Annotated in this window: 22 protein-coding genes, 1 tRNA gene and 1 pseudogene; 6 read left to right on the top strand and 18 right to left on the bottom strand. The window is 71.6% G+C overall.

Going from position 1 to position 25,435, the window contains the following annotated elements; translation table 11 throughout:
- Positions 1 to 154 precede the first annotated feature (154 nt).
- Positions 155 to 1,777 carry a chaperonin GroEL gene (groL, locus tag OVA21_RS02700; protein ID WP_268091723.1) on the bottom strand — a complete coding sequence of 541 codons (1,623 nt, stop codon included), beginning with the start codon at positions 1,775 to 1,777 and terminating at the stop codon, positions 155 to 157.
- A gap of 122 nt (positions 1,778 to 1,899) precedes the next feature.
- Positions 1,900 to 2,193, bottom strand: a complete 294-nt coding sequence (groES, locus tag OVA21_RS02695; protein WP_181694306.1) for a co-chaperone GroES — start codon at positions 2,191 to 2,193, stop codon at positions 1,900 to 1,902.
- Positions 2,194 to 2,537: 344 nt separating this feature from the next.
- Between groES and OVA21_RS02690 the strand changes: the two genes are divergently transcribed.
- Positions 2,538 to 3,377, top strand: coding sequence for a formate/nitrite transporter family protein (locus OVA21_RS02690; RefSeq protein WP_268091722.1), 840 nt, complete (start codon positions 2,538 to 2,540; stop codon positions 3,375 to 3,377).
- A 9-nt stretch (positions 3,378 to 3,386) separates the two neighbouring features.
- Entirely contained in the window at positions 3,387 to 3,761 is a 375-nt protein-coding gene (locus OVA21_RS02685) for a DUF4190 domain-containing protein (protein ID WP_096905925.1), read from the top strand.
- Here OVA21_RS02685 and tsaD read toward each other — a convergent pair.
- The 8 genes and pseudogenes from tsaD to glmS form a co-directional block, all read right to left on the bottom strand.
- Positions 3,758 to 4,783, bottom strand: coding sequence for a tRNA (adenosine(37)-N6)-threonylcarbamoyltransferase complex transferase subunit TsaD (gene tsaD, locus OVA21_RS02680; RefSeq protein WP_268093099.1), 1,026 nt, complete (start codon positions 4,781 to 4,783; stop codon positions 3,758 to 3,760). The genes OVA21_RS02685 and tsaD overlap by 4 nt on opposite strands.
- Before the next feature lie 8 nt (positions 4,784 to 4,791).
- A complete protein-coding gene (gene rimI / locus OVA21_RS02675; RefSeq protein WP_268093098.1) occupies positions 4,792 to 5,250 on the bottom strand; it encodes a ribosomal protein S18-alanine N-acetyltransferase in 459 nt (152 codons plus the stop codon).
- Positions 5,251 to 5,303: 53 nt separating this feature from the next.
- Positions 5,304 to 6,020, bottom strand: a complete 717-nt coding sequence (tsaB, locus tag OVA21_RS02670) for a tRNA (adenosine(37)-N6)-threonylcarbamoyltransferase complex dimerization subunit type 1 TsaB (RefSeq protein ID WP_268091721.1) — start codon at positions 6,018 to 6,020, stop codon at positions 5,304 to 5,306.
- Between the two features lie 4 nt (positions 6,021 to 6,024).
- Entirely contained in the window at positions 6,025 to 6,555 is a 531-nt protein-coding gene (tsaE, locus tag OVA21_RS02665) for a tRNA (adenosine(37)-N6)-threonylcarbamoyltransferase complex ATPase subunit type 1 TsaE (protein ID WP_268091720.1), read from the bottom strand.
- On the bottom strand, positions 6,552 to 7,856 hold the full coding sequence (locus tag OVA21_RS02660; protein WP_268091719.1) for an alpha/beta fold hydrolase: 1,305 nt from the start codon (positions 7,854 to 7,856) through the stop codon (positions 6,552 to 6,554). Before OVA21_RS02660 ends, tsaE begins: the two co-directional genes overlap by 4 nt.
- On the bottom strand, positions 7,853 to 9,040 hold the full coding sequence (alr, locus tag OVA21_RS02655; RefSeq protein WP_371607071.1) for an alanine racemase: 1,188 nt from the start codon (positions 9,038 to 9,040) through the stop codon (positions 7,853 to 7,855). Before alr ends, OVA21_RS02660 begins: the two co-directional genes overlap by 4 nt.
- Before the next feature lie 29 nt (positions 9,041 to 9,069).
- Positions 9,070 to 10,682, bottom strand: a pseudogene (locus OVA21_RS02650) (bifunctional ADP-dependent NAD(P)H-hydrate dehydratase/NAD(P)H-hydrate epimerase).
- A 19-nt stretch (positions 10,683 to 10,701) separates the two neighbouring features.
- Entirely contained in the window at positions 10,702 to 12,558 is a 1,857-nt protein-coding gene (gene glmS / locus OVA21_RS02645) for a glutamine--fructose-6-phosphate transaminase (isomerizing) (RefSeq protein WP_069389716.1), read from the bottom strand.
- Positions 12,559 to 12,631: 73 nt separating this feature from the next.
- Here glmS and OVA21_RS02640 point away from each other — a divergent pair, with 73 nt between their 5' ends.
- Positions 12,632 to 13,504, top strand: coding sequence for a dienelactone hydrolase family protein (locus OVA21_RS02640; RefSeq protein ID WP_241504458.1), 873 nt, complete (start codon positions 12,632 to 12,634; stop codon positions 13,502 to 13,504).
- 73 nt (positions 13,505 to 13,577) lie between these two features.
- Here the strand turns inward: OVA21_RS02640 and glmM are convergent, their stop codons facing one another.
- The 3 genes from glmM to rplM all read right to left on the bottom strand — a co-directional run bounded on the left by glmM (position 13,578) and on the right by rplM (position 16,077).
- On the bottom strand, positions 13,578 to 14,936 hold the full coding sequence (glmM, locus tag OVA21_RS02635; RefSeq protein WP_119192247.1) for a phosphoglucosamine mutase: 1,359 nt from the start codon (positions 14,934 to 14,936) through the stop codon (positions 13,578 to 13,580).
- A 158-nt stretch (positions 14,937 to 15,094) separates the two neighbouring features.
- Positions 15,095 to 15,637, bottom strand: a complete 543-nt coding sequence (gene rpsI / locus OVA21_RS02630) for a 30S ribosomal protein S9 (RefSeq protein WP_069389715.1) — start codon at positions 15,635 to 15,637, stop codon at positions 15,095 to 15,097.
- Complete coding sequence (gene rplM, locus OVA21_RS02625; RefSeq protein WP_007627425.1) at positions 15,634 to 16,077, bottom strand: 50S ribosomal protein L13; 444 nt, start codon at positions 16,075 to 16,077, stop codon at positions 15,634 to 15,636. The genes rpsI and rplM overlap by 4 nt, the downstream gene beginning before the upstream one ends.
- Before the next feature lie 208 nt (positions 16,078 to 16,285).
- Between rplM and OVA21_RS02620 the strand changes: the two genes are divergently transcribed.
- Positions 16,286 to 16,361 (top strand) — tRNA-Arg (locus OVA21_RS02620).
- Between the two features lie 37 nt (positions 16,362 to 16,398).
- Here OVA21_RS02620 and OVA21_RS02615 read toward each other — a convergent pair.
- The 5 genes from OVA21_RS02615 to OVA21_RS02595 form a co-directional block, all read right to left on the bottom strand.
- The gene (locus OVA21_RS02615) at positions 16,399 to 16,959 is read right to left on the bottom strand and encodes a hypothetical protein (RefSeq protein ID WP_067712632.1); all 561 of its coding nucleotides are present in this window, start codon (positions 16,957 to 16,959) and stop codon (positions 16,399 to 16,401) included.
- Positions 16,960 to 17,094: 135 nt separating this feature from the next.
- Positions 17,095 to 18,714 carry a solute symporter family protein gene (locus OVA21_RS02610; RefSeq protein ID WP_069389713.1) on the bottom strand — a complete coding sequence of 540 codons (1,620 nt, stop codon included), beginning with the start codon at positions 18,712 to 18,714 and terminating at the stop codon, positions 17,095 to 17,097.
- The gene (locus tag OVA21_RS02605) at positions 18,714 to 19,004 is read right to left on the bottom strand and encodes a DUF485 domain-containing protein (RefSeq protein ID WP_067712641.1); all 291 of its coding nucleotides are present in this window, start codon (positions 19,002 to 19,004) and stop codon (positions 18,714 to 18,716) included. Before OVA21_RS02605 ends, OVA21_RS02610 begins: the two co-directional genes overlap by 1 nt.
- Before the next feature lie 266 nt (positions 19,005 to 19,270).
- On the bottom strand, positions 19,271 to 20,854 hold the full coding sequence (locus tag OVA21_RS02600; protein WP_268091717.1) for a substrate-binding domain-containing protein: 1,584 nt from the start codon (positions 20,852 to 20,854) through the stop codon (positions 19,271 to 19,273).
- 217 nt (positions 20,855 to 21,071) lie between these two features.
- Positions 21,072 to 21,818, bottom strand: coding sequence for an enoyl-CoA hydratase (locus OVA21_RS02595; RefSeq protein WP_067712646.1), 747 nt, complete (start codon positions 21,816 to 21,818; stop codon positions 21,072 to 21,074).
- Positions 21,819 to 21,913: 95 nt separating this feature from the next.
- Between OVA21_RS02595 and OVA21_RS02590 the strand changes: the two genes are divergently transcribed.
- Both OVA21_RS02590 and OVA21_RS02585 read left to right on the top strand, forming a co-directional pair.
- Complete coding sequence (locus tag OVA21_RS02590) at positions 21,914 to 23,440, top strand: carboxyl transferase domain-containing protein (protein WP_067712648.1); 1,527 nt, start codon at positions 21,914 to 21,916, stop codon at positions 23,438 to 23,440.
- A gap of 62 nt (positions 23,441 to 23,502) precedes the next feature.
- Entirely contained in the window at positions 23,503 to 25,419 is a 1,917-nt protein-coding gene (locus tag OVA21_RS02585) for a propionyl-CoA synthetase (protein WP_268091716.1), read from the top strand.
- Positions 25,420 to 25,435 lie beyond the last annotated feature (16 nt).

Raw genomic sequence — 25,435 nt, 5'->3', positions numbered from 1 at the left:
GCTCAGAACAGGCGTGTGACCCCTGGGTCGTGGGACCACTGCTGAGCGCCAAGCGTAACCGCTGGGGGGCGTGCGGGACCACGTGACCGGCCCGGAACGGGGCCGGGCCCCGTCCCCGCGGCGCGGAGAGCGGGGCCCGGGAGGCCGGACGCGATCAGTGCGAGTGACCGGCGTGCGAGTGGCCGCCGGCGCCCGTCTCCTCGGGCTTCTCGACGATCGCCGTCTCGGTCGTGAGGACCATACGGGCGACCGAGCAGGCGTTGACCACGGCGGAGGAGGTGACCTTCACCGGGTCGATGATCCCGGCGGAGACCAGGTCACCGTACTCCCCCACGGCGGCGTTGAAGCCGTCGCGCGGGCCCATCTCGGAGACCTTGCTCACCACGACGGAGCCGTCCTCGCCGGCATTGGCGGCGATCCAGAACAGCGGGGCGGACAGCGCCTTGCGGACCACGTTCACCCCGACCGCCTCGTCGGCGTCGGCGGTGTCGGCGGCGAGCCGCTCGAGTGCCGCGGCCGCCTGGACCAACACGGAGCCACCGCCGGCGATGACGCCCTCTTCCACGGCCGCCTTGGCCGAGTTGACGGCGTCCTCGACGCGGAGCTTGCGTTCGGTCAACTCGGTCTCGGTGGCCGCACCCACGCGGATCACGGCGACACCGCCGGCGAGCTTCGCGACGCGCTCCTCGAGCTTCTCGCGGTCCCAGTCGGAGTCGGTGGCCTCGGCCTCGCGGCGCAGCTGCGCGACGCGGGCGTCGACGTCCGCCTGGTCGCCGGCACCGTCCACGATGATCGTGTCGTCCTTGGACACGGTCACCCGCCGGGCCTGACCGAGCACGTCCAGGCCGCACTCCGACAGCTTCATGCCCAGGTCGGGACTGATGACCTGCCCCTTGGTGACGATCGCCAGATCCTCCTGGAAGGCCTTGCGCCGGTCACCGAAGAACGGGGCCTTGATCGCGACGACCTTGAGGGTCTTGCGGATCGAGTTGACCACGAGGGTCGACAGCGCCTCGCCGTCGACGTCCTCCGCGATGATGAGCAGCGGCTTGCCGGTCTCGGCGACCTTCTCCAGCAGCGGCAGCAGATCCGGCAGGGAGCTGATCTTCTCCCGGTGGATCAGGATCAGCACGTCCTCGTGGATGGCCTTCTGCTCGTCGGGGTCGGTGACGAAGTACGGCGAGAGGAAGCCCTTGTCGAAGGCGATGCCCTCGGTGACCGACACCTCGGTGTGCAGCCCCTGGGACTCCTCGACGGAGACGACGCCGTTGACTCCGACGGCGTCCATGGCCTCGGCGACCATGCGACCGATCTCGGGGTCACGCGACGAGACGGTCGCCACCTGCGAGACGGCGTCCGAGCCGGAGACCGGTGTCGCTGCCGCGCGGAGGAACTCCACGACGGCGGCGGAGGCCTTCTCGATGCCCTTGCCCATCGCCATCGGGTTGGAGCCGGCGGCCACGTTGCGCAGCCCCTGGCGGATGAGTGCCTGGGCGAGCACGGTGGCGGTGGTGGTGCCGTCGCCCGCGACGTCGTTGGTCTTGGTGGCGACACTCTTGACCAGCTGTGCGCCGAGGTTCGCGAACGGCTCGGAGAGCTCGATCTCGCGGGCGATGGAGACACCGTCATTGGTGACGGTGGGCCCGCCGAAGGCCTTGGCGAGCACGACGTGACGGCCCTTCGGGCCGAGCGTGACCTTGACTGTGTCGGCGAGCTCGTCGACACCGGCGAGCATGCCCTTGCGGGCCTCCTCGTCGAACGCGATCAATTTGGACATCGATGGAACTCCTGGAGGGAAGTGGGTGGTCGTGACGGGCGGGTACCGCGGGGTGAGACACCTCCGCCCCGGTGGTGCCTGGCTCTGGCCGGCGCCGCCGGGGCGGGGGTCAACAGCTCACGTCAGTCGATGACGGCGAGGACGTCACGCGAGGAGAGGATCAGGTACTCCTTGCCCTCGTACTTGATCTCGGTGCCGCCGTACTTCGAGTAGATGACCTTGTCCCCCTCCTTGATGTCCATGGGGATGCGGTCGCCGTCCTCGTCGAAGCGGCCCTTGCCGACCGCGACGACGGTGCCCTCCTGGGGCTTCTCCTTGGCGGTGTCCGGGATGACGAGACCCGACGCCGTGGTGGTCTCGGCCTCGAGGGCCTGGACGAGAATCTTGTCCTCAAGCGGCTTGATCGCCACGATGATCCTCCCGTATGGGGTGTGGCCGCCCGGATCCCGGGCGACTCGGAGTGTGGTTGGACAGATCGGGACGCCGGAAGGCGGCCCGTGGTTTATGTACGACCCGGGCTGCCGCGTGCACCGTCGCGGGTGGCGCCCTCGGAGCTCCGTGTCTATTGGCACTCTACACAGGCGAGTGCCAGCACTCAAGGAAACCGCGTGCGGGTTCGCCGCCATCGGGGTCCGCTGGAGATCGGAGAACGCTCGGCGCGGGCCTGCGCCGCGGGTAGGCTCACCCGCACCGCACGGACATCAACCGGACCACCCCCTCTGCCCGACCCGATCCCGATCGAGTACAGCGAGGCCCAGAAATGACCGCAGTCGCGCCCCCCGACATCGTCACCGCCGCAGTCGAGGGCGGGGAGGCGAAAGCCGACGCCCCGGGGTGGCAACTGGCCCTCCGCGGCTTCCTCGCCGTCTACCTGCTCGGCGCGGCCACCCTACTGGCCGTCGTGGCCACCGAGGCGACCGGAGTGGCGATCCTCGGCGCCGTACTCTTCCCACTGGGCCTCACCATGGTCGTCCTGCTCGGCTGGGAACTCGTCACCGGCGCCTACGGGCTGGTCCCGCTGGCCGCGATGGAGGGCCGCCTCCGGGTGCGCGACTGCCTACGGATCTTCGGCTGGATGATCCTCGGGCACACTGTCGGCGGGCTCGCGGCGGCGTGGATGCTGACCTCCGTGCTCACCGGGATGGGGACCGAACCCGACGCCACCGGGGCCCAGGGCCTGGTGGACCTCGCGGTGGAGAAGACGGTGGCCTACAAGGAGGCCGGCGTCGTCACCGGACTCGGTTGGGTGACGCTGAGCGCGGTGCTGTGCAACTGGCTGGTCGCGCTCGGCGTGATCATGTCCTTCTCCTCCACGAGCACCTCGGGCAAGATCCTCGCCATCTGGCTGCCGATCCTCACGTTCTTCGCCCTCGGTTACGAGCACGCGGTCGTCAACCACTTCACGATCCCCGCGGGCATGATGCTCGGGGCCGATGTGAGCATCGCCGACTGGCTGCTGTGGAACCAGATCCCGGTGCATGTCGGTAACTTCATCGGCGGGATCACCCTCGCGGGGTTGGGACTGTACTTCGCGCAACGGACGCGGGTCGACCGCTCCCCCGGGGCACCGGCGGGCCACACCCACCCACCCCAGGAGTGACCTCCTCGTATGCACCCACCCGAGAAGCCAGGGGATCGGCCCGACGGGCCGCGCCGCCGAACCGGGTCCGACGGCACGCCGGGATCGTTCCACCCTCCCGGGACCAACACACTGGCCGTCGTCGCCCTCGTGATCGCCGTCGCGAACGTGGTGTTCGGCTCGTTCCTCGGCCTGTTCGTGCCGCTGGTCCCGGCCGCCGTCGCGGTCGTCGTGGTCGCGATCGGACACACGTCCCTCAGGCAGATCACCCGCAGCGGCGAGGCCGGAAGGGAGATGGCCGTGTCCGCCCTCGTGATCGGCTACCTCTGCCTGGCCGCGGTCGCCGCGTTCCTGCTGATGGCGTTCACGTTCACCACCGTGGGGATGGCACTCCTCGGCTACTAGGCGATCTGGGTGACCTCGACCGGCAGCCCGGGGTCGGCCGCCACGGTCAGGGGGCTGGGGTCCGCGTCCGCGGCGAGGAGCGCGGAGGCGACCCCCACCACCATCGCGCCGTTGTCGGTGCACAACCGCGGCCTCGGGACGCGCAGGGTCAGGCCCGCGTCGGCACACCTGCTCGCGGCGAGGTCACGCAGCCTGGAGTTGGCGGCGACCCCGCCCCCCACGAGCAGGGTGTCCGCGCCCAGGTCGGTGCAGGCCCGGACCGCCTTCATGGTGAGCACGTCGGCCACCGCCTCCTGGAACGAGGCCGCGACGTCCGCCACGTCGAGCTGTTCGCCGTCGCGTTCGGCGGCCTCGATGCGTCGGGCGACCGAGGTCTTGAGCCCGGAGAACGAGAAGTCGTGCCGGGCGTCGCGCGGGCCGGTCATCCCCCGCGGGAAGGCGATCGCCGCGGGGTCACCGGTGCGGGCGAGCCGGTCGATCACGGGTCCGCCCGGGTACCCCAGGCCGAGCAGCCGGGCCACCTTGTCGTAGGCCTCCCCGGCCGCGTCGTCGACGGTCGAGCCGAGCTCGACGACCGGCTCGGTGAGCGAGCGCACGTGCAGCAGCTGGGTGTGCCCACCGGAGACCAGCAGGGCCACGCACTCGGGAAGCGGGTCACCGTCGAAGCCCGCGACGGCGACGTGACCGACGAGGTGGTTGACGGCGTAGAACGGGGCCCCCCACGCGGCCGCATAGGCCTTGGCGGCGGACGACCCCACGAGCAGCGCCCCGGACAGGCCGGGCCCGATGGTGGCGGCGACGGCGTCCGGCCGCTCCACCCCCGCCTCGGCGAGGGCGGCGCGAACGGTGGGCACCAGCGCCTCGAGGTGGGCGCGGGAGGCGATCTCCGGGACGACTCCGCCGAACCGGGCGTGTTCGGACATCGACGAGGCGACCACGTCGGACAGCAACTCGGCGCGCCCGTCGTCGTGCACGCGCGCGACGGCGACCCCCGTCTCGTCGCACGAGCTCTCGATCCCCATGACGGTTCTCACCGGCCGCTCACCTTCTCCGCGTCGTTCTGACCACCGGCTCCCGCCGGCCGCACCATGAGGTGCGCGTCGGCCCTGCTGGGCCGGTAGTACCGGGGACGCAGCCCCACCACCTCGAACCCGTGGGCCTCGTACAGCGTGCGGGCCGGGACGTTGTCGGTCCGCACGTCCAGCACCACCGGCGCCGCGTCCGCGTCCGCCACGTCGAGCATGCGGCGCAGGAGCGTGCGCCCGATCCCCTGGCCCTGGTGGGCCGGATCGACCCCGATGGTGTGCACCTCGTACTCACGGTCGCCCACGGGGCCGAGCACGGCCAGCACGGCGTAGCCGACGAGGACCCCGTCCGCCCGCGCCGCGAAGCAGTGGGTGTGCCGGGAACCGATCTCCGACAGGAACGCCGCCGCCGACCACGGGCCGTCGGCGGGGAACAGCACCCTCTCGAGGTCGGCGCACCGCATGGCGTCGTCGGCGACCAGATGGTCGTGCACGATCGCGTCCGGCGGCGTCCCGGTCACCGCTGGACCCCCCGCAGCGCGGTCGAGGGTGCGGCGCGCCGGGGCGGGACGGCGTCGGGCCGACGCAGGTAGAGCGGTTCCAGCGGCGCCGGGGCCGTGCCCGCGAGGAGGTCGGGGGCCGCGACGGTGACGAGGCCGGCGGGGTCGGGCGCGGTGACCGCCTCGAGGATCCCCGCGGCGGCGTGGCCGGCGGCGGTGACCTCTCCCAGGCGCACGGGGTCGCCGACCAGGTGGTCGACGCCGTCCACGTCGATCCCGGCGGCGGGGCCCACCGTGGGGCCCGAGGTCCGTGCGCCGTCCGCGGAGTAGCGGGCGTGGTACGCCTCCCGGCGGCGGGCGTCGGTGACGACGACGAGGTCTCCGGTCGCCCCGGCGGCGCGCGCGGTGGCCGCGAGCCCGTCCAGCGAACACACCCCGTGGACCGGCCTGGAGATGGCGTCGGCGAATGCGGCTGCGGTCGCCATCCCGACGCGCAGGCCGGTGAACGGTCCCGGACCGATGCCCACGACCACGGCGTCGAGCTCGCGCGGCGTGAGGCCCGCGGCGGTGAGGCACTCGAGGATGTGCGGGGTGAGCAGCTCCGCGTGGGCGCGGGCGTCCTCGGTGACCCGCGTGGCCAGTGCATCCACCTGCGGGTCTCGGTCGCTGGGCACGAGTCGGCACACCCCTGCGGTGACGAAGGGCGTGGAGGTGTCTACGGCGAGGACGAGCACGGGGTCAGGGTACCGCCGGGCCGGGTGCGGGACCGTCCGAGGCGTCCCGGCGCCAGCTCGCCGTCCGGACGTCGGTGCCGTCGGTGCCGTCGGGCCGACGCAGGGTGACGACCAGTGGCGCCTCGACGAGGGAGTCGACGAATCCGGCGCCCCACTCGACGACCACCACGTCGCTGTCGAGTGCCGTGTCGAGATCGAGCGATTCCAGTTCGTCGGCCAGGTCGGCCCTGGTCGGTTGCGGACCGTCCGGGTCCTGGCCGCCGAGCAGTCGGTAGGCGTCGACGTGGACCAGCCCCGGACGGCCGGGCGTCGCCGGGGCGTGGCGACGGGCGATGACGAAGGTCGGCGAGGTGATGCGCCCGCGTACCCCCAGGCCGGCGGCGATCCCGGTGGTCAGCGCGGTCTTGCCGGCGCCGAGGGGGCCGTCGAGGATCACCACGTCGCCGGCCCGCAGGAGGCCGGCGAGCTCGGCGCCCAGTGCCCGGGTGTCCTCCGCCGTCGGCAGGTCGCGCTGCCCGGGGACGCGGATCGTCACGAGGCCCGGTCGTGGTCGGTGGACGGGGCCGTCTCCCCACCGGCGCCCCGGTCCGGCGGGGGCATGGCGGCGCGGCCCACGCCGTCGGCGCGACGCTCCCGCTCCCGCCATTCGATGATCGCGTCGGCCACCAGGTCCCCCAGCACCTCGGACACGTGGGCGGGCTCCTCCAGCATCACCATGTGCCCGGCACCCGGGACCACCACGAACTCGGCGTCCGGCAGTTCCTCGACGATGTCGACCGACCGGTCGAGCGGGGTGAGCAGGTCGCGGTCACCGCACAGGACGGTCGTGCGGACGTCCCGCAGGACGGGCACGGCGGCCGACTCGTCGTGCTGGGTGAGGGTCTCGAAGAAGTTGGCGATGGTCAGCACGTCGGTCGAGCCGATGAGTTTGTCCACGAACCGGGCGACGGTCGGGCTCATCGCGGCGGGGTCACCGAACGAGCCGCCGTAGATGAACGGCGAGATGAGCGCCCCGAGGGCCCGCCGACCGTTGGTGAACACCCCGGGACTCCGGCCTGCGAGACCGGCGAGCCGCGCGACGGATTTGTTGTCGAGCACCGCGCCGAGCCCCGCCTCGGAGAGCTCGGCCATCGCGGTGGAGACCAGCCCGGCCCCCAGGACGCGCTCCCGCACGGTCTCCGGGTGGCGCGCGGCATATCCCATGACCGTCATCCCGCCCATGGAATGCCCGATCACCACCACCGGACCGGTGGGTGCCGTCGCCGAGATGACGGTGTCGAGGTCCCGGGACAGCTGGTCGATGGTGGAGTTCTTCCGCGAACTCATCCCGCTCAGCCCGTGTCCACGCTGGTCGTAGAACACCATCCGGATCTCCGAGCCGAACCGGTCCGCGAGATGGCGCCGCTGGAAGTGCCAGCTGTCCATCGACAGGGTGTAGCCGTGGGCGAACACGACGGTCATCGGCGCATCGGTGGGGCCGGCCTCCCGCACCGCGAGCGGCACACCGTCGGAGGCGGCGACCATGGAGCCACGGTCCACTCCGAGTTCCCACATGTCCTCGCCGGCCCACGGGTCGTTGGCCCGTCGACCGGGCAGCAGCGTGACCACCGAACCGAGCGTGGCCGCACCGAGGGCTCCCAGGCCCGCACGCAGCCCTCCCGGGGTCCGGATATGCTCCCTGATCGCCTCGAGATCCCCGGGCGCGCCCCCCACGACCTCGGGTGGTCGGATCTCCACCGGCTCCTCGGCCGCGGACCGGGCCGGGCGTCTGGGCAGACGGATCCGGGGCCTTCCGCTGCGACCGGTCACCTCGTCGTCGTCGTTGTCCTCGCTCATATCGCAGCCTCCCGCCCCCGGTCGGCACCGTGTGACGCACGAAGGACGTGGTGCCTCTCGGCACGCCCCCGCACGGCGGTGACCACCTCGTAATGGATGGTGCCGACCGTCCTGGCCCACTCGGCGGCCGTCGGGCCGCCGTCGGCCCCGTTCCCGAACAGCACCGCGGTGTCCCCCACCCGGACCGGCGTCGCGGGCTCCGGGCCGAGGTCGACGACGAACTGGTCCATGCAGACGCGGCCGACGTTCGGATACCGGCGTCCGCCGATCGTGACGTCCATCCGGCCCGACAGCAGCCGCCACACCCCGTCGGCGTAACCGGCAGCGATCAGGGCAACGGTGGTGTCGTGCGGGGCGTGCCACGTGTGCCCGTAGCTCACGCCCTGACCGGCGGCCACGCGCCTCACCAGGAGGACCTCCGCCGAGAACGTCATGGCCGGGACCAGGTCGGCCTCCAGGCCTTCGACCGGGTTGAGACCGTAGAGCGCGATCCCCGGCCGGACCATCTCGAAGCCGTCCTCGGGGCGGGTCAGGGTCGCCGCCGAATTGGCGTGGTGGTTGACCGGGCACTCCAGCCCCCGGGCACGCGCGAGGGACACGCACTCGTGCAGCCGGGCCACCTGCAGGTCGATCACCGGGTTGCCCGGATCATCGGCGTGGGCGAAGTGCGCCATCAACCCCGTCACCTCGACGAGACCGCCGGCGGTCGCCGCGACCAGCCGCTCGAGCACGGCCGGCCAGTCCTCCAACGCGATGCCCGACCGGGCGAGACCCGTGTCGATCTTGGGGGTGATCCGCGCGCGGCGGCCGGTACGTCGGGCGGCCTCGAGAACGGTGTCGAGGTGACCCGGGCTCGGGACGGCGAGGTCGATGTCGGCCTCCAGGGCCGACCGGACGTCATCGGACGCCGAGTAGAGCCACGCCAGGATCTCGGCCCCGATCCCCGCCGACCGAAGCTGCGTCGCCTCCGCGATGGTCGTCACGCCGAGGGCGTGCGCGCCACCGCGCAGTGCGGCCAGTGAGACCGGGACGGCCCCGTGACCATAGGCGTCCGCCTTGACCACGGCCATGACCCGCGCCCCGCGCGCAGCTCGGACCAGGACGCGACTGTTGTGCTCGATCGCGTCCAGATCGATCTCGGCGCGGCACGGCGCCGGGGGGACAACTGGACCCATTTCGTCAATACTGCCAAAAAGCACCACCGGTGGGCGATTCACGCCCCCCGCAGGGCGGAGATCGCTCCCCGCACTGCTGCCAGCAGATCGGAGGCCCCGATCGGCGCACCCGCCACTCCCTGGCGGTGCGCGGCCCGCCGCGCGGCCTCCCCGTGCGCCGTCGCGGCCGCGACCGCCGGCCACGCCAACGACTCCCCGGGAACGGAACCGCCCACCCCCTGCCACCGACACCCCTGCCACCGACCCCCGTGCCACCGACACCCATGCCGCTCGCCAGCAGCGCGCCCGCCATCCCGGCCAGGACATCGCCCGAGCCCGCTGTCGCGGCCCACGAGGAACCGACATCCACGGCGAACGTCGTCTCACCGTCGTCTATCAGGGTGACCCGCCCCTTGAGCAGCACCGTCGCCCCGATCCCGCGCTCGCGCAGACCCGCGACGAAGCGGCGCAGCGCGCCGGGGCGGTCCCCGCGGTCCCATCCACCGGTGAGGCGGTCGAACTCGCCGGCATGCGGGGTGAGCAGTACGGGCGCGGTGGCGCTGCGCAGCAGCACGGGGTGGGTGGCGATGCAGGTGAGGGCGTCGGCGTCGAGGACGGTGGGCCGTCCCGTCGACAGGACCGCGTCGATGTCGGCCACCGCGTCGGTCCCCGTCCCGCCGCCCGGCCCCACCACCCACGCCTGGGCGGTGCCGGCCTCGGCCACCGTCGGGTGGCACACCACCTCCGGTCGGGCCGCGAGCACCGCCCCCGCGGCGGATCCGACGTACCTCACCATCCCCGACGTCGCCGCCACGGCGGCGGACGCACACAGCACCGCTGCCCCCGGATACCGGTCGGATCCAGCGCGCACGGCCACGACGCCCTGGGTGTACTTGTCGTCGGCCGGGCCGGGCACCGGCCACGTGCGCCCCACCTCGGCGCGGGAGTGGGCGACGACAGTGTCCGGACCGGCGCTCAGATAGTCCGGCACGCGCTCCTGCATCTGCAGACGACGCGCCTGCACGGGATCCGTGGGATCGATGAGGCCGATATCCACCACCTCGACGCGGCCGCACACCGGCGAAGCCAGCAAGTGGGCCCGCCGCAGCAGCCCGAACGTCACGGTGAGGGTGGCGGGAACGTGGGCGTCGTGGACGGTGCCGGTGTCGGCGTCGACCCCGCTGGGCAGATCCACTGCCACCCACGGAACCCCGGCCGCGGCCAGGCCGTCGACGATCCGGTCGGCCGGCTGGCGCAGCGGTCCGCGTCCGCCCAGGCCCACCACGCCGTCGACGGCGACATCCGGGACCGGAAGACGAGAGCCCACCGACTCCGTGTCGTGGATCCGCCCGCCGACACGGCGCAGGGCGACCAGGCCGCGAGAGTGTGCGCGGACCGGGTCGAGCATCACGGCGTCGACGCGACAGCCACGGGCCCGGAGCATCGCGCCGGCGTAGAGCGCGTCGCCCCCGTTGTCGCCTGCACCGACCAGCAACTGCACCGTCCGGCCATAGAGGCCCCCGGTGCGCTCCCTCAGGAGGACGGCGGTGTGGTGGGCCACCCCGGCCGCGGCACGGCGCATCACCGCATCCGGGTCCCCGGAGGCTGCGGCGGCGGCGATGAGCGGGCGCTCGGCATCCCTGATCTGCCCGACCGGGTGAGCGCGCCTCATTGCCGTGGCCCCCGCCGTCCTACTCCACCGTGACGGACTTGGCGAGGTTGCGCGGCTTGTCCACGTCGTACCCCCGCGCGGCCGCGACCTCGGCCGCGAACGCCTGGTACGGGATGGTGGCCAGCAGCGGCTGCAGGAGAGTGGTCGACGCCGGGATCGGGATGAAGTAGTCCGACAGCGGCCGGACGACGTCGTCACCCTCCTCGGCGATCACGATGGTCCGCGCGCCGCGGGCCCTGATCTCCTGGATGTTGCTCACCAGCTTCGAGTGCAGCACCCCGCGGCCCTCGACCGGCGGCATCACGATGAAGACCGGCAGGCCCTCCTCGATGAGCGCGATGGGCCCGTGCTTGAGTTCGCCCGCCGGGAAGCCCTCGGCGTGCATGTACGCGAGCTCCTTGAGCTTGAGCGCGCCCTCGAGGGCCGTCGGGTAGCCGACGTGGCGCCCCAGGAACAGCACCGACTTGGCGCCGGCGAGCTCCCGGGCGATCCCGCGGACCGGGTCGAGGGAGTCCACGACCTTCTGGATCTCGTGCGGCATCTGCTCGAGTTGACGGAACTCGGCGGCCACCTCGTCCGGGTACTTGGTGCCGCGGGCCTGCGCGAGCGCGAGGCCCACGAGGTAGTTGGCGGTGATCTGAGCCAGGTACGCCTTCGTCGACGCGACACCGATCTCGGGACCGGCGTGCGTGTACAGGACGGCGTCGGCCTCCCGCGGGATCTGCGAGCCGTTGGTGTTGCACACGGCCAGGACGCGCGCCTTCTGGGACTTGGCGTGGCGGACCGCCTCGAGGGTGTCCGCGGTCTCGCCGGACTGGGAGATGGCCACCACCAGCGTGGAACGGTCCAGGACCGGGTCGCGATAACGGAACTCCGAGGCGATCTCGACCTCGCATGGCAGGCGCGTCCAGTGCTCGATCGCGTACTTGGCGACCATGCCGGAGTGGTAGGCGCTGCCGCAGGCGACGATGAACACCTTGTCGATGTCCCTCAGGTCCTGGTCTGTCATCCGCTGCTCGTCCAACACGATGCGGCCGTTCTGGAAATGGCCCAGCAGCGTGTCGGCGACCGCCTGCGGCTGCTCGGCGATCTCCTTGAGCATGAAGTAGTCGTAACCGCCCTTCTCGGCGGCGGCGAGATCCCAGTCGATGTGGAAGGGGCGCCCCTCGCTGGGCTCTCCGGCGAAGTCGGTGATCTCGTAGGAGTCGGCCCGCAACACCACGACGTTGTCCTGGCCGAGCTCGACCGCCTCGCGGGTGTGCTCGATGAACGCCGCGACGTCGGAACCGAGGAACATCTCGCCTTCGCCGACGCCCAGCACCAGTGGGGTCGAGCGGCGCGCGGCCACCAGGACGTCCGGGTGGGCCGCGTGGCTGAAGACCAGGGTGAACGCGCCCTCGAGGCGGCGGAGCACGGTGCGGCACGCGGCGACGAAGTCACCGCCGCTGCGGCCCGACTCCATCTCGCACCGCACCAGGTGGGCAGCCACCTCCGAGTCGGTGTCGGACTCCAGATCGACCCCGGCGGCCTCGAGCTCCGCGCGCAGCGGGGCGAAGTTCTCGATGATGCCGTTGTGCACGATCGCGACGTCGCCCGAGACGTGCGGGTGGGCGTTCCGGTCGCTCGGGCGACCGTGGGTGGCCCAGCGGGTGTGGCCGATGCCGGTGGTACCCGGGAACCCGCCCCCGCCCGCCGCCGTGAGCTCCGCCTCGAGGTTGGCGAGCTTGCCCTCCTTCTTCTCGACCCGGGAGGTGCCCGCGCCGTCGAGGACGGCGACACCAGCCGAGTCGTAGCCGCGGTACTCCATCCGCCGCAGGGCCTCGACGACGACAGGGAGGGCGGGCCTGTGCCCGACATATCCGACGATTCCGCACATGGCCGCTAAGTGTAGCCACGCAGTCCGGGGACCCTCGCCCCTTCGTCGCCCCCGAGGCGATACTGTGGCCATCGTGGCCAAGAAGACGAAGGAACTGCTCGCCCAGGTGTCCCGACGCGGCCCCTACGGTGTCGACAGGGGCGACCTCGGTTTCACCGGGACGCCGGGGGTCGTGTTCGTCCCCCGCGGCGCTCCGTCGCCGGCCCCGCTCGTGGGTTGGGCCCACGACTGGACCAGGGGGCCCGAGCACTACGTCGACACCCTCAAGCATCTCGCGTCGTGGGGGTTCGTGGTGGTGGCGCCCGCCTCGGACCGCGGCCTGAGGCCGAACCACCAGCACTACGCGGATCACCTGTCCGCCGCGCTGGAGGACGTCCTCCAGGCCACCCTGGGCCGTGGGGCCGTCCGGGCAGATCCACACCGGATCGCCGTGGCCGGGCACGGTCTCGGCGGCGGGGTCGCCGCGCTGCTGGCCTCCCAGCGCACCGACATCGACGGGGTGGTCATGGTCTTCCCCACCGAGACCGTGCCCTCGGCCGCCGATCGGGCGATGACCGTCGACGCCCCCGCCCTGCTGCTCTCGGGTGCGGGCGGGGTCCACTCCGAGGACGCCCGCGATCTGCAGCGCCTGTGGCGCGGCGACCTGGTACACCGACGCCTGGAGAAGGCGATCGAGACGGGTCTGGTCGAGCGCAACCCGCTTCTCGAGCGGGTCGGGTTGGCGGACCCCGACCTCCGCACCCATCGGGCCGTGCGCCCGCTGCTGGCGGGGTACCTGCTGGCCACCCTGACCGACGACGACACCTATGCCGCGTTCGCCGATCCGGAGGCGGAGTTCAAGGGCACCGTCACGGTCACCCACGAGATGCTCGACGAGGAGGCCGACGACCTGCTCGCCAGCGCCCCGCCGATGCTCAAGCTGGTCAAGTCCTTCACGGGCGGCTGATCGCCCTCCGGTGCCCGGCCCGTGGGGCCCGGTCGCCGGGGCCCGGCGCCGGAGAGCGCACGGGCCCGGCCGGTCACACGGCGGCGACCACGCCCGCCAGGCGCTCGGCGACCTCGCCGGCCAGGTTCGCGTCCTCCGCCTCGACCATCACGCGGACGAGCTGCTCGGTGCCGGAGGGACGCAGAAGCACGCGGCCTGTGGAGCCGAGCCTGCGCTCCTCCCCCACCACGGCGTCACAGACCGCCCCGGATGCCACGACTGCGGCCTTGTCCTCGACCGGCACGTTGACGAGGACCTGCGGCAGCACGGTCATGACCCCGGCGAGCTCGGCCAGCGACTTGCCGGTCTCCGCCATGCGGGCCATGAGGCGCAACCCGGTGAGCACGCCGTCACCGGTGGTGGCGTGGGCGGGCAGCACGAGGTGCCCGGACTGTTCGCCGCCGAGGCTGTACCCACCCTCGCGCAGACGCTCGAGGACGTAGCGGTCGCCCACCTTGGTCTCGGTGATCTCGATCCCGGCCTCCCGCATGGCGACCTTGAGCCCCAGGTTGCTCATGATGGTGGCCACCAGTGTGTTGCCGACGAGTTCCCCGGAGTCGCGCATCGCCAGGGCCAGGATCGCCATGATCTGGTCGCCGTCGACAACCTCGCCGGAGGCGTCGATGGCCAGACACCGGTCCGCGTCGCCGTCGTGCGCCAGGCCCAGGTCGGCGCCGTGCGCGCGCACCGCGGCGCGGACGTCGTCGAGGTGGGTGGAACCGCAGTTGTCGTTGATGTTGTAGCCGTCGGGGCTGGCGTGGATCTCGATCACCGTGGCGCCGGCCTCGCGGTAGGCACGCGGGGCCGCCGCGCTGGCGGCGCCGTTGGCGCAGTCGACGACGACGACGAGCCCGTCCAACCGGCCCGGCGTGGCATCGAGCAGGTGCCGGACATAGCCGTCCAGGGCGTCCTCCTGCGGCGCCCGCGAGATACGGCCGATCGCTGAGCCGGTCGGTCCGGTGATGGCACCGTCGGTGAGGGCGGCCTCGACACGGTCCTCCACCTCGTCGGCCAGCTTGTGGCCCCCGGCGGCGAAGAACTTGATGCCGTTGTCCGGCATCGCGTTGTGCGAGGCGGAGATCACGGCACCCAGCTCGGCCTCGTGCTGGGCCGTGAGGTGGGCGACGGCCGGGGTCGGCAACTCGCCCACGAGCAGGACATCGACGCCCTGACTCGCCAGGCCGGCGGCCAGGGCGGCCTCGAGCATCTCCCCGGAGACACGGGGGTCACGGCCGACGACGGCGACGGGCCGGGATCCGGACCGCCGGGGCGACGGCTCGACCTCGGTCGCCAGGACCGCCGCGGCGGCCGCCCCCAGGCGCACGGCCAGGTCGACGGTGAGGGTCCGGTTGGCGAGTCCGCGGACCCCGTCGGTGCCGAACAGTCGCGTCATATCGTGTGGTCCTCCGGGGGTGGTGGTTCGCCCCGCCGCGGACGGTGGGCGTGAATGGCCGGGTCAGGATAACCCCGACCCACAGTGCAGTGGGCAAATGGACCGGAGCAGGCCCCCGCATACGCAGGGGCCTGCTCCGGTGACGCGACCCGGGTGGATCAGCGCTTCGAGTACTGCGGGGCCTTACGGGCCTTCTTGAGGCCGGCCTTCTTGCGCTCGACGGCACGGGCGTCGCGCGTGAGGAAGCCCGCCTTCTTGAGCGCCGGGCGGTCGTCCGGCGAGTACTGGATGAGCGCGCGGGCGATGGCCAGACGCAGCGCGCCGGCCTGACCCGAGGGGCCGCCACCGTGGAGCAGTGCCACGATGTCGAACTGCTCGTCGCGCTCGACGAGGACCAGCGGCGACTTGACGAGCTGCTGGTGCACCTTGTTCGGGAAGTACTCCTCGAGGGTGCGGCCGTTCAGGGTGAACTGGCCGGAACCGGGGAGCAGGCGCACGCGGGCGACGGCTTCCTTGCGACGTCCGACGGCCTGGGCCGGACCGGAGGTGACGGTCGACCCCAGCTGGGCGTCGGCGTCGGCGACGAAGTCGGTGCCACCGGCGTAGTCGGCCTCGCTGTAGTCCTCGGCGACCTCGGCGGCGAGGTCCGCCACCACGTCGTCGGCGACCTCGGCCTCGGGGGTGATGTTCTCGTCGGTCACTGGGCCACCTGCTTGATCTCGAAGGGCACGGGCTGCTGGGCGGCGTGCGGGTGATCGGGACCCGCGTACACCTTGAGCTTGGAGGCGACGGCACGGCCGAGCTTGTTGCTCGGCAGCATGCCCTTGACGGCCTTCTCGACGACGCGGTCGGGACGGGTGTCCATGGCCTTGCCCAGGGTCTGCGACTTCAGGCCGCCCGGGAAACCGGAGTGGCGGTGCTGCACCACGCGGTCACGCTTGTTGGACGAGATCGCGACCTTGTCGGCGTTGATGATGATGACGAAGTCGCCGGTGTCGGCGTTCGGGGCGAACTGCGGCTTGTGCTTGCCACGGAGGATGTTGGCGACCTGGACGGCGAGTCGACCGAGAACCACATCAGTGGCGTCGATGACGTACCAGGCGCGCGTCACGTCCCCGGGCTTGGGGGTGTACGTGGACACAGGCGATACCTCTGTCTGTCTAGTGGGCTGCCGGCCGGGCGGGCGCCCTCCCCCTCGAACGGCGGCCGGTGGTGACCCGCGCGAGGTGGTCCACCGTCCCACCAGGGGATGACATGGACGCCGACGGTCAAGACTACCGGCCGGGACCACTCACTCCAAGTCGGCGATCACGATCCCCTGCCCATCGGTTAGACTCTCCCCGGTTCCCGCCCTCGTAGCTCAGTGGATAGAGCACGGCTCTCCTAAAGCCGGTGTCGGAGGTTCGATTCCTCTCGGGGGCACCACCCACAGCGGCCGGCCGTCACGGCCGCCGCAGGCGCGTCATCGCCGAAGAGTGGCGGAGAATGCGCTGGTCAGCGCCAGGATCGGCAACCCGATGAACAGGTGGACGATCGCGGCGGCCAGGCCGTCGAGGAACGGCACCGTGACCAGCAGCGGCAGCGCCACGGCGGCGACGATGAGCAGCCCGACGGTCCAGGAGTAGAACTGCTGGGGGTTGGCCGTGCCGACGAGCAGCAGGTACCAGAGCAGCCCGGCGAGGAGCGCGGCGACGGCCCCGTAGACCGCGTACATCGTGGGCGTGTTCCCGCCGTTGGCCCACTGGTGGCCGAAACGCGCGAACACCGCTTCCACGATCCATGCGATCAGCCATCCGGCGATGGCCGCCACAAGGGCGGTCGCGACCACGCTGCCGGCGAACTTGCCCACATCGAGGGCGGGGCCACGGCGCTTCGCCGCGGGCGCGGCGGCGTATCCCCCGTCGGCTCCGTAGCCGTCGTCATAGGCGGGGTCGTAGGCCTGGTCGTCGCCCATCCGCGAGTAGGCACGCGAGTCGGGCTGCTGCCCCATGCGTCGGGTCTGGTCGTCCTGTCCGGGATACATCTCTACCGCCTCCGAATCGGTGTGGTGCCCACTGAGGGTAGTCCCTCCCGGCCCACGACGAGGTCCGCCCGGTCGTCCGAGGACGACCGGGCGGACCCGGCGGGGGCCCGTGGTGGTGGGCCCGCCGAGGAGACGTCAGTGAGCGATGGTCTTCTCCACACCGACACCGGTGAGGGAACGGACCTCCATCTCCACCCGCTTCTCCGGGAACTCGTCCTTCTTCCCGATGAACGTGCCGACGATGCCCAGCAGGAACGCCAGCGGGATCGACACGATGCCCGGGTTCGAGAGCGGGAACAGGGAGAAGTCGACGCCCGTGATCATCGACTTCTCGCCACCGGAGACCGCCGGCGAGAGCGCGATCAGCACCAGGGTGCTGATGAGCCCGCCGTACATCGAGAACAGGGCGCCGGTGGTGTTGAACCGCTTCCAGAACAGCGAGTACAGGATCGTCGGCAGGTTCGCCGACGCGGCGATCGCGAAGGCCAGGGCGACGAGGAAGGCGATGTTCTGCCCCATGGCGCCGATACCCATGACGATCGACAGGAGCCCGATCACGACGACCGTGATCCGCGAGACCCGGAGCTGCGACTTCTCGGTGGCCTTTCCGTGCTTGATGACGCCGTTGTAGATGTCGTGGGCGAACGATGCGGACGCCGTGATCGCCAGCCCCGCCACCACCGCCAGGATCGTCGCGAAGGCGACCGCGGAGATGATGCCGAGGAAGATCTCACCGCCGAGGGCGAACGCGAGCAGTGGTGCCGCCGAGTTCACGCCACCGGGCGCGGCCTCGATGACCTCCGGTCCGACCATCGCCGCGGCACCGAAGCCGAGCACGAGGGTGAACAGGTAGAACCCGCCGATGAGGGCGATGGCCCAGGTGACGGACCGGCGGGCCTCCTTGGCGGTGGGGACCGTGTAGAAGCGCATGAGCACGTGGGGCAGGCCGGCGGTACCGAAGACGAGTGCGATCGACAACGAGACGAAGTCCAGCTTGCTGGTCTCGGTGGCGCCGTACTGCAGACCGGGCTGCAGCAGATCCTTGCCCGAGTTCGCGACTGCTTCACCCAGGAGCGCGGAGAAGTTGCCGCGGGCGGCCACGAGAACCATGAGGCACATGATGAGGACGCCACTGACCAGCAGGACGGCCTTGACCATCTGGACGTAGGTCGTGCCCTTCATGCCGCCGACCAGCACGTAGACGATCATCAGCAGCCCCACGGCCGCGACGACGATCGCCTGCCCCGTGGAGTCGTTGATGTTCAGCAGGAGGGCGACGAGGCCACCCGCGCCCGCCATCTGGGCGATGAGATAGAACAGGCACACCGCGAGGGTGGCCAGGGCCGCCGCCATCCGGACGGGCCGCTGGTTGAGGCGGAAGCTGAGCACGTCGGCCATGGTGAACCGGCCGGTGTTGCGCATCAGCTCGGCGACGAGCATCAGGGCGACGAGCCAGGCGACGAGGAATCCGATCGAGTAGAGGAAGCCGTCGTAGCCGTTGATCGCGATGGCGCCGGCGATGCCGAGGAAGGATGCCGCCGACAGATAGTCACCGGCGATCGCGAACCCGTTCTGCGGACCGGTGAAGCTCGACCCACCGGTGTAGAAGTCCTTCGTCGACTTCGTGGACTTGGATGCCCTCAGGACGAGCGTCATCGTGATGACGATGAAGATCCCGAACACGACCATGTTGAGCAGCGTGCTGCCTACCTGCTCACCCGGCGTGAGTTCATTGATGTTGAGTAGCCAATCCATCAGACAGCCTCACCTTCCAGCTCGAGGCGGATGGATTCCGCACGGGGGTCGATCACGCGGTTGGCGAACCGGATGTAGAGGAACGTGATGAGGAAGGTGGTCACGAACTGCCCCAGCCCGATGATCAGCCCCCAGGTGATGTTTCCGAAGACCTTCGTGGCCATGAAGTCCGTGGCGTAGACGGCGAGGATGACATAGAGGAAGTACCAGATGAGGAAGGCGACGGTCATGGGGAAGACGAACGCCCGGAACTTGCTGCGCAACTCCTGGAAGGCGGGGCTGGACTGCATCGCCGTGAACTCCGCCGTTCCTGGGGTTCGCCGCGATGCGCCCCCCGTCGGCGGATCAGTTGGTTGGGACACGGAGGTCCTCCGTTTCGGGTTCTCATCAGCGCACCCCTGTAGTGATGCGCCTCACAGATAGTGACGGAGGAAGTGTGACACGTAACACAAGTTCTCGGCGAAGACTCTCAGGCAACGCGGTCGATTCCCTGGAAACCGGAGGATGCCGCACCCCCATCCGAGGGGGCAGCTACCTCTATCCGGGGTTAAGGGAGTCAGGCGCCGGGCGCCGCTCCGCGACGGCCCACCGCGTCGGCGAACACCCGCACGATCTCGTCGGGCGTCCGCGCGACGTGGCTGCTGCCGCCGGTCACCCGGGAGATCTCCGCCAGGGTGCCCGACGCGGCGTCGTCGAGCAGACTGATCGTCACGACGATCACCGGGCGCGACGGGGTGACCATGTCGCGTAGTCGGGCGAGGAACTCCCCTTCGTCGAGGTCCGAGGTGGCGTCGTCGGCCCCGTCGGAGATCACGATGATCGAATTGACCATGTTGGGGTCGTAGCCGGAGCGCACCTGGGCGTAGGCGTCGAGTACGGACCGGTAGAGGTCGGTTCCGCCGCCCACCAGACCGGGCAGGGCCGCCAGCGCGCCGCCGAGGGCCTCCCGGTGCGAACCGTCGGCGCCGGCCTCGTCGAGTCGTCGGAGTGGCGCGACCTCCGCGTAGGGCCTGCCATCCCGGCCGGCGGCCCCGCCGAACGCCCACAGCCCGAGAGCCGCGTCGTCGGGGAACTGCCCGAGGCCGGCGCCCGCCGTGGCGACCAGTGCCTCGATCCGGGTCCGGTTCGTACCCGGTATCCCGAATCCCATCGATCCCGAGGTGTCCACCAGGACGAGGGACCGCCCGGGCATCGCCAACACCCGCCACCGTCGGAGGACGCCGTGGAGGCGGTCGGGGTCGCGGACGACGAGCATCTCGATCTCGCCCACCCCTGACCCGTCCGCGAGGGGCGCGCGGTCCGCTTTCCGGAAACCGTCCGCCGAGAGGCCGTCGCGGTGGGCGGGCGAGGCCGTGGCGTCGCGGAGTGCTTCGGCGGCACCGGCGACCTCGGCTCGCCGGGTCGGGTCCTGGGTGGTCACCGCCAGCGGGTACCCGAGGAACACCGCCCCGGTGGCGGGAGCGGCGATCTGGAGTCCCGCGTGCGGGGCCTCACGCCGGGCGAGCACCGCCTCACGCTCCGTCACGATCGTCGCGCCGCCCCCGGAGACCACCCTGTCCAGCATCTCGCGCGATGTCGGGGGAACCTCCATGCGGCTCATCTGCCCCTGCGCCAGGATCGCCATGGACGCGCCCAGTGCGTCCGCGGTCGACCGCATGATCTCCACCTCGGACGCGGCGGCGAGGATCGGCGCGTCCGCGATCCCGGACCGGACGGGATCGCCCATCATCAGTCCCGGGGTCGCCAGGGCGGAGGTCCACGTCGACATGTCGACCGGGGTGTCGCGGGACGCGATGACCACCGGGGTGGACGCGAGCGAGTTCACCACCGTGTCGAAGGGGATCTGCACGTCCCGCGACAGTTGCGCGAGCCGCACCGCCGAGTCCGGGACCCAGATGTCGGGGAGCGCCTCACGGGAGGCGACACGCCCGGCGAGGTCAGCCGACGAGACAGGGGCGACCTCGAAGGAATAGCACCCGTCGGCATCCTCGGCCAGGGCATCCACGTGGTCGGCGATCTCGGGCTCGGCGGCGACACTGATCCGGAGGTCGTCTCCACAGAATCCACCGACACCGGCCCGGGAGAGCCCGGCGAGCACCAGTACCGCGACGAGCACGACCGCGAGGAGCGCGGCTCCCACGAGGACGACCCTGCGGGCCGTCGGATTCCCACTCTGCGGCGACGCACTGTGCCTGGCCATCGCTGGCGTTCCCCCTGGATGTCATTTACCCGGGGCCGTGCCAGACGCCCACGTCAGGCGGATCCGGGTCGGGCGCTGGAATCGTACCCGGGCCGGGGTCCACGTGGGGCCGACACGTGGGAGCCGCCGCGGCGCGCCCTACCGCTGGTGTGGCGCGTCAGCGTCCGCGGAAGACGGGGGGCCTCTTCTCGGCGCGCGCGGCCCGGGCCTCGGCCATGTCCTCACTGCCCCAGGCCCGGAGCTGGAGCTCGGTGTGCTCGTCCCGCGGGAGCAGCCGGGCGTCGTCGTCGTTGATGACGGTCTTGATGTGCCGCAGGCTCAGCGGCGCCGAGCGGGCGAGCTCCGCCGCGAGCTCCATCGCCGAATCCATGTCACCGATCTCGTTCGCCAGGCCGATCCGGGCCGCCTCCTCCGCGCCGACGGGGCGCGCGGTCATGAGGACCGAGCGGGCGTGCCCGCCGCCGACGACGTTGGCGAGCCGCTTGATCGTCCAGTTGTCGAGCGCCAGCCCCACCTTGACGACCGGGACGGCGAAGACCGCGCCCGGTGCCACCACCCGGAGATCCGCGGCCAGCGCGAGCTGCACACCGGCGCCCACGGCCGGTCCGTTGACGGCTGCGATGACCGGCACGGGAGCCGATTCGACGGCCCGGAGCATCCCGGCGTGGCAGTCGTAGAAGTTCGAGTTGTACACCCCGCCGGACAGGTCGGCCCCGGCGCAGAACGCGGTTCCCGCGCCCGTGATGACGATCGCCCGGACCGGATCCTCGGACTCGGCCTCAACCCCGGCGGCCTCGACGGCCTCCCGCAGCGCGGTACACACCTCGGCGTCCAGGGCGTTGCGGGTCTCGTGACGGTCGATGGTGACGACGACGACTGCGCCGTCCCTGCGGGTGACGATCATGGCGACGGGGCCTCCTCTGCGGGACGGGGGGTGCGGCGGCGCACCCCTGCGCCGAGGATACCGGCTGGTAGTCGCCCCCACCGTACGATGCGGTCATGGCGCGAACGGGAGCACTGCAGATCCTCGACCTGGTCCTCGATGACGGTTCGTTCCGACCGTGGGACGGCGCTCCGGTACGCCCGCCCCACGTGGACTCGGTGCCCGGGTACGAGGACTCCCTGCGGCGGGCGGCGGAGAAATCGGGAGTGGACGAGTCCGTCATCACCGGCGAAGGAACCCTGCTGGGTCGACGCGTGGTGCTCATCGCATGCGAGTTCGATTTCCTCGCCGGCTCCATCGGGATCGCCGCCGCCGAGAGGATCGTCTCGGCGATCGAACGGGCGACCGCCGAGGGCCTGCCCATCCTCGCCTCCCCCACCTCCGGTGGTACCCGGATGCAGGAGGGCACGATCGCATTCCTGCAGATGGTCAAGATCTCGGCCGCGGTGGCGGGACACAAGACCGCTGGCCTGCCCTACCTCGTCTATCTGCGGCACCCCACCACCGGCGGCGTGTTCGCGTCCTGGGGCTCACTGGGGCACGTGTCCGTCGCGGAACCCGGAGCACTCATCGGGTTCCTCGGACCCCGCGTGTACGAGGCCCTCTACGACGCCCCCTTCCCCGACGGCGTCCAGGTCTCGGAGAACCTCGCACGCCGCGGGATGATCGACGGTGTCCTCCCTCCCGAGGGCCTGCGGGACCTCACCGCGCGGGCGTTGCGGGTGCTGTGCCAGGACCCGCCCTCCCACGACGAGCCGGCCCCACCGCCCGGCCCCGTACCCGAGCCGGAGCCCGACGACGGCACCCCACCCGACGCCTGGGACGCCATCACCCGGTCCCGCCGGCACGACCGCCCGGGCGCCCGCGCCTTCCTCGACCGGGTTGCACCCACCCGCGTCCCGCTGTCGGGGACGGGGCAGGGAGAGGACAGTGGGTCCCTCCTGCTCTCCCTGGCGCGCTTCCGGGGCCAGTCCGCGGTCGTCCTGGCCCAGGACCGCGATGCGGAGAACGAGACGAGCCCGCTCGGTCCGTCCGCGTTGCGGTCGGCCCGCCGTGGGATGCGGATCGCGGCGGAGATGGGCGTTCCGCTGGTGTTGCTCATCGATACCCGGGGGGCCGCGCTGTCCCGGGAGGCGGAAGAGGGCGGCCTCGCGGGCGAGATCGCCCGGAGCCTCGCGGACCTGGTCACGCTGTCCAGCCCGACCGTCTCGGTGATACTCGGCCAGGGCACCGGCGGGGCCGCCCTCGCGCTGCTCCCGGCCGACCGGGTCCTGTGTGCACGGCACGGGTGGCTCGCACCGCTCCCGCCCGAGGGCGCCAGCGCCATCCTCCACCACGAGACCTCCCGGGCGCCGGAGGTCGCCCGATCGCAGGGGATCACCTCCGCCGACCTGCTGGGAGCCGGGATCGTGGACGTGGTGGTCCCGGAGAGGCCCGACGCCGCCGACGAACCGGATTCCTTCTGCGACCGGATGGCCGATGCCGTCGCCGCGGCCCTCCTCGAGGTCCGCAGGCGCCCCCCTGAGCGGAGGTATGCCGAGCGGATGATGAGGTATCGGGAGCTCGGCCTGCCACTAGAGTGAGTCCTGTCACAGCCCGTCGGCCCGGCCGGCGGGCACGCTGCCACCTGTGAGGGGAACTCCCGATGTCGGACTCCACCGCCTCGTCCTATGCCGCCGCCCACCGGCTCTCGATCAGCGATCCCGACGCGTTCTGGCTCGACGTCGCGGCGGATATCGACTGGACCACGCCTCCGACCACGGCGGTCGACCGCTCTCGCCCGCCGTTCTACCGCTGGTTCCCGGACGGGGAGCTGAACACCTCCTACAACTGCGTGGACCGCCACGTCGAGGCGGGCCGGGGGGACCAGGCCGCGTTCATCTACGACTCCGCCGTGACCGGGGTGAAGGAGACCATCACCTACGCCCAGCTGCTGGACCGGGTCGAGGAGTTCGCCGGAGCGCTGGCCGCCGAGGGCGTCGGGCGGGGCGACAGGGTCGTCATCTACATGCCCATGGTTCCCCGCGCGGCCGTCGCGATGCTCGCGTGTGCCCGGCTCGGTGCGGTGCACTCCGTCGTCTTCGGGGGCTTCGCCGCCCCGGAGTTGGCGATTCGTATCGACGACGCGCGCCCGAAGGTCATCGTCACCTCCCACGGCGGGATCGAGCCGACCCGCAAGGTGCCGTACTTCCCCATGGTGACCAAGGCTCTCGAACTCACCCGGCACACCCCCGGCGCCGTGATCGTGGCCCCGCGTCACGAGCAGTTCCGCGACGAGGCCTTCCCGGAGACGCCGGGCACCACCTGGAGCTACTGGGATGACGCCGTCGCCGCGTCCGAGCGGGCGGCCCCGGTGCCCGTCAAGGCCACCGACCCCCTGTACATCCTCTACACCTCCGGTACCACGGGCCTGCCCAAGGGCGTCGTGCGGGACAACGGTGGCCATGCGGTCGCGCTCGCGTGGTCGATGTGGAACGTCTACGGGGTCCGGCCGGGTGAGGTGTGGTGGACCGCCTCGGACGTGGGCTGGGTGGTCGGCCACTCGTACATCGTCTACGCACCGCTGTTGATCGGTGCGACGTCCATCATCTACGAGGGCAAGCCGGTCGGCACGCCGGATGCCGGTGCCTTCTGGCGGGTCATCTCCGAGCACCGTGCCACCGCGCTCTTCACCGCCCCGACCGCCGTCCGCGCGGTGCGCAGGGAGGATCCGGAGGGCGCCGAGGTCGACAAGTACGACCTGTCCTCCCTGCGCACGCTGTTCTGCGCGGGTGAGCGCCTGGACCCCGACACCTACCAGTGGGCCACCGACAAGCTCGGCACGCCGGTGGTGGACAACTGGTGGCAGACCGAGACAGGGTGGCCGATCGCGTCCAACCTGCGCGGTCTGGAGCCGATGCCGATCAAGGCGGGCTCGCCCACCGTCGCCGTGCCCGGGTACGACCTGCACGTTCTCGACGGCGAGGGCAACCCGCTGCCCGCGGGCGAGGAAGGCAATCTCGCGATCAAGCTGCCCATGGCACCGGGGACGCTGGCGGGGCTGTGGGAGGACGACGAACGGTTCGTCTCCTCGTACATGTCGGTCTTCGACGGGTACTACTCGACCGGGGACGGCGGGTACATCGACTCCGACGGCTACGTCTACGTGATGGGCCGGACCGACGACGTGATCAACGTGGCCGGCCACCGCCTGTCGACCGGGTCGATGGAGGCCGTCATCGCGACCCACCCCGCCGTGGCGGAGGCCGCCGTGATCGGGGTCAGGGACGAGCTGAAGGGCCAGCGGCCCGTCGGGTACGTGGTCCTCAAGTCCGGCCAGGTCCGGGACCCCGAGGAGCTGCGGGCCGAGCTGGTGGCGATGGTGCGTGACGAGATCGGGGCGGTGGCCACGTTCCGGGACTGCACGGTGGTCCAGGGGCTGCCCAAGACCCGGTCGGGCAAGATCCTGCGCAAGACCATGCGGCAGATCGCCGACGGCCAGCAGGACGTGGTGGTGCCCTCGACGATCGAGGACCCGGCCGTGTTGGACGCGCTGGCGCCTTTCCTGCGACCGAGGAAGTAACCCGGACCTACGCGCC

It is taken from the genome of Dietzia sp. SL131 (assembly GCF_026672565.1).
Classification (GTDB): domain Bacteria; phylum Actinomycetota; class Actinomycetes; order Mycobacteriales; family Mycobacteriaceae; genus Dietzia; species Dietzia kunjamensis.
Note: the sequence above shows the minus strand (reverse complement) of the source record. Positions and strands in the feature narration are given on the sequence as shown.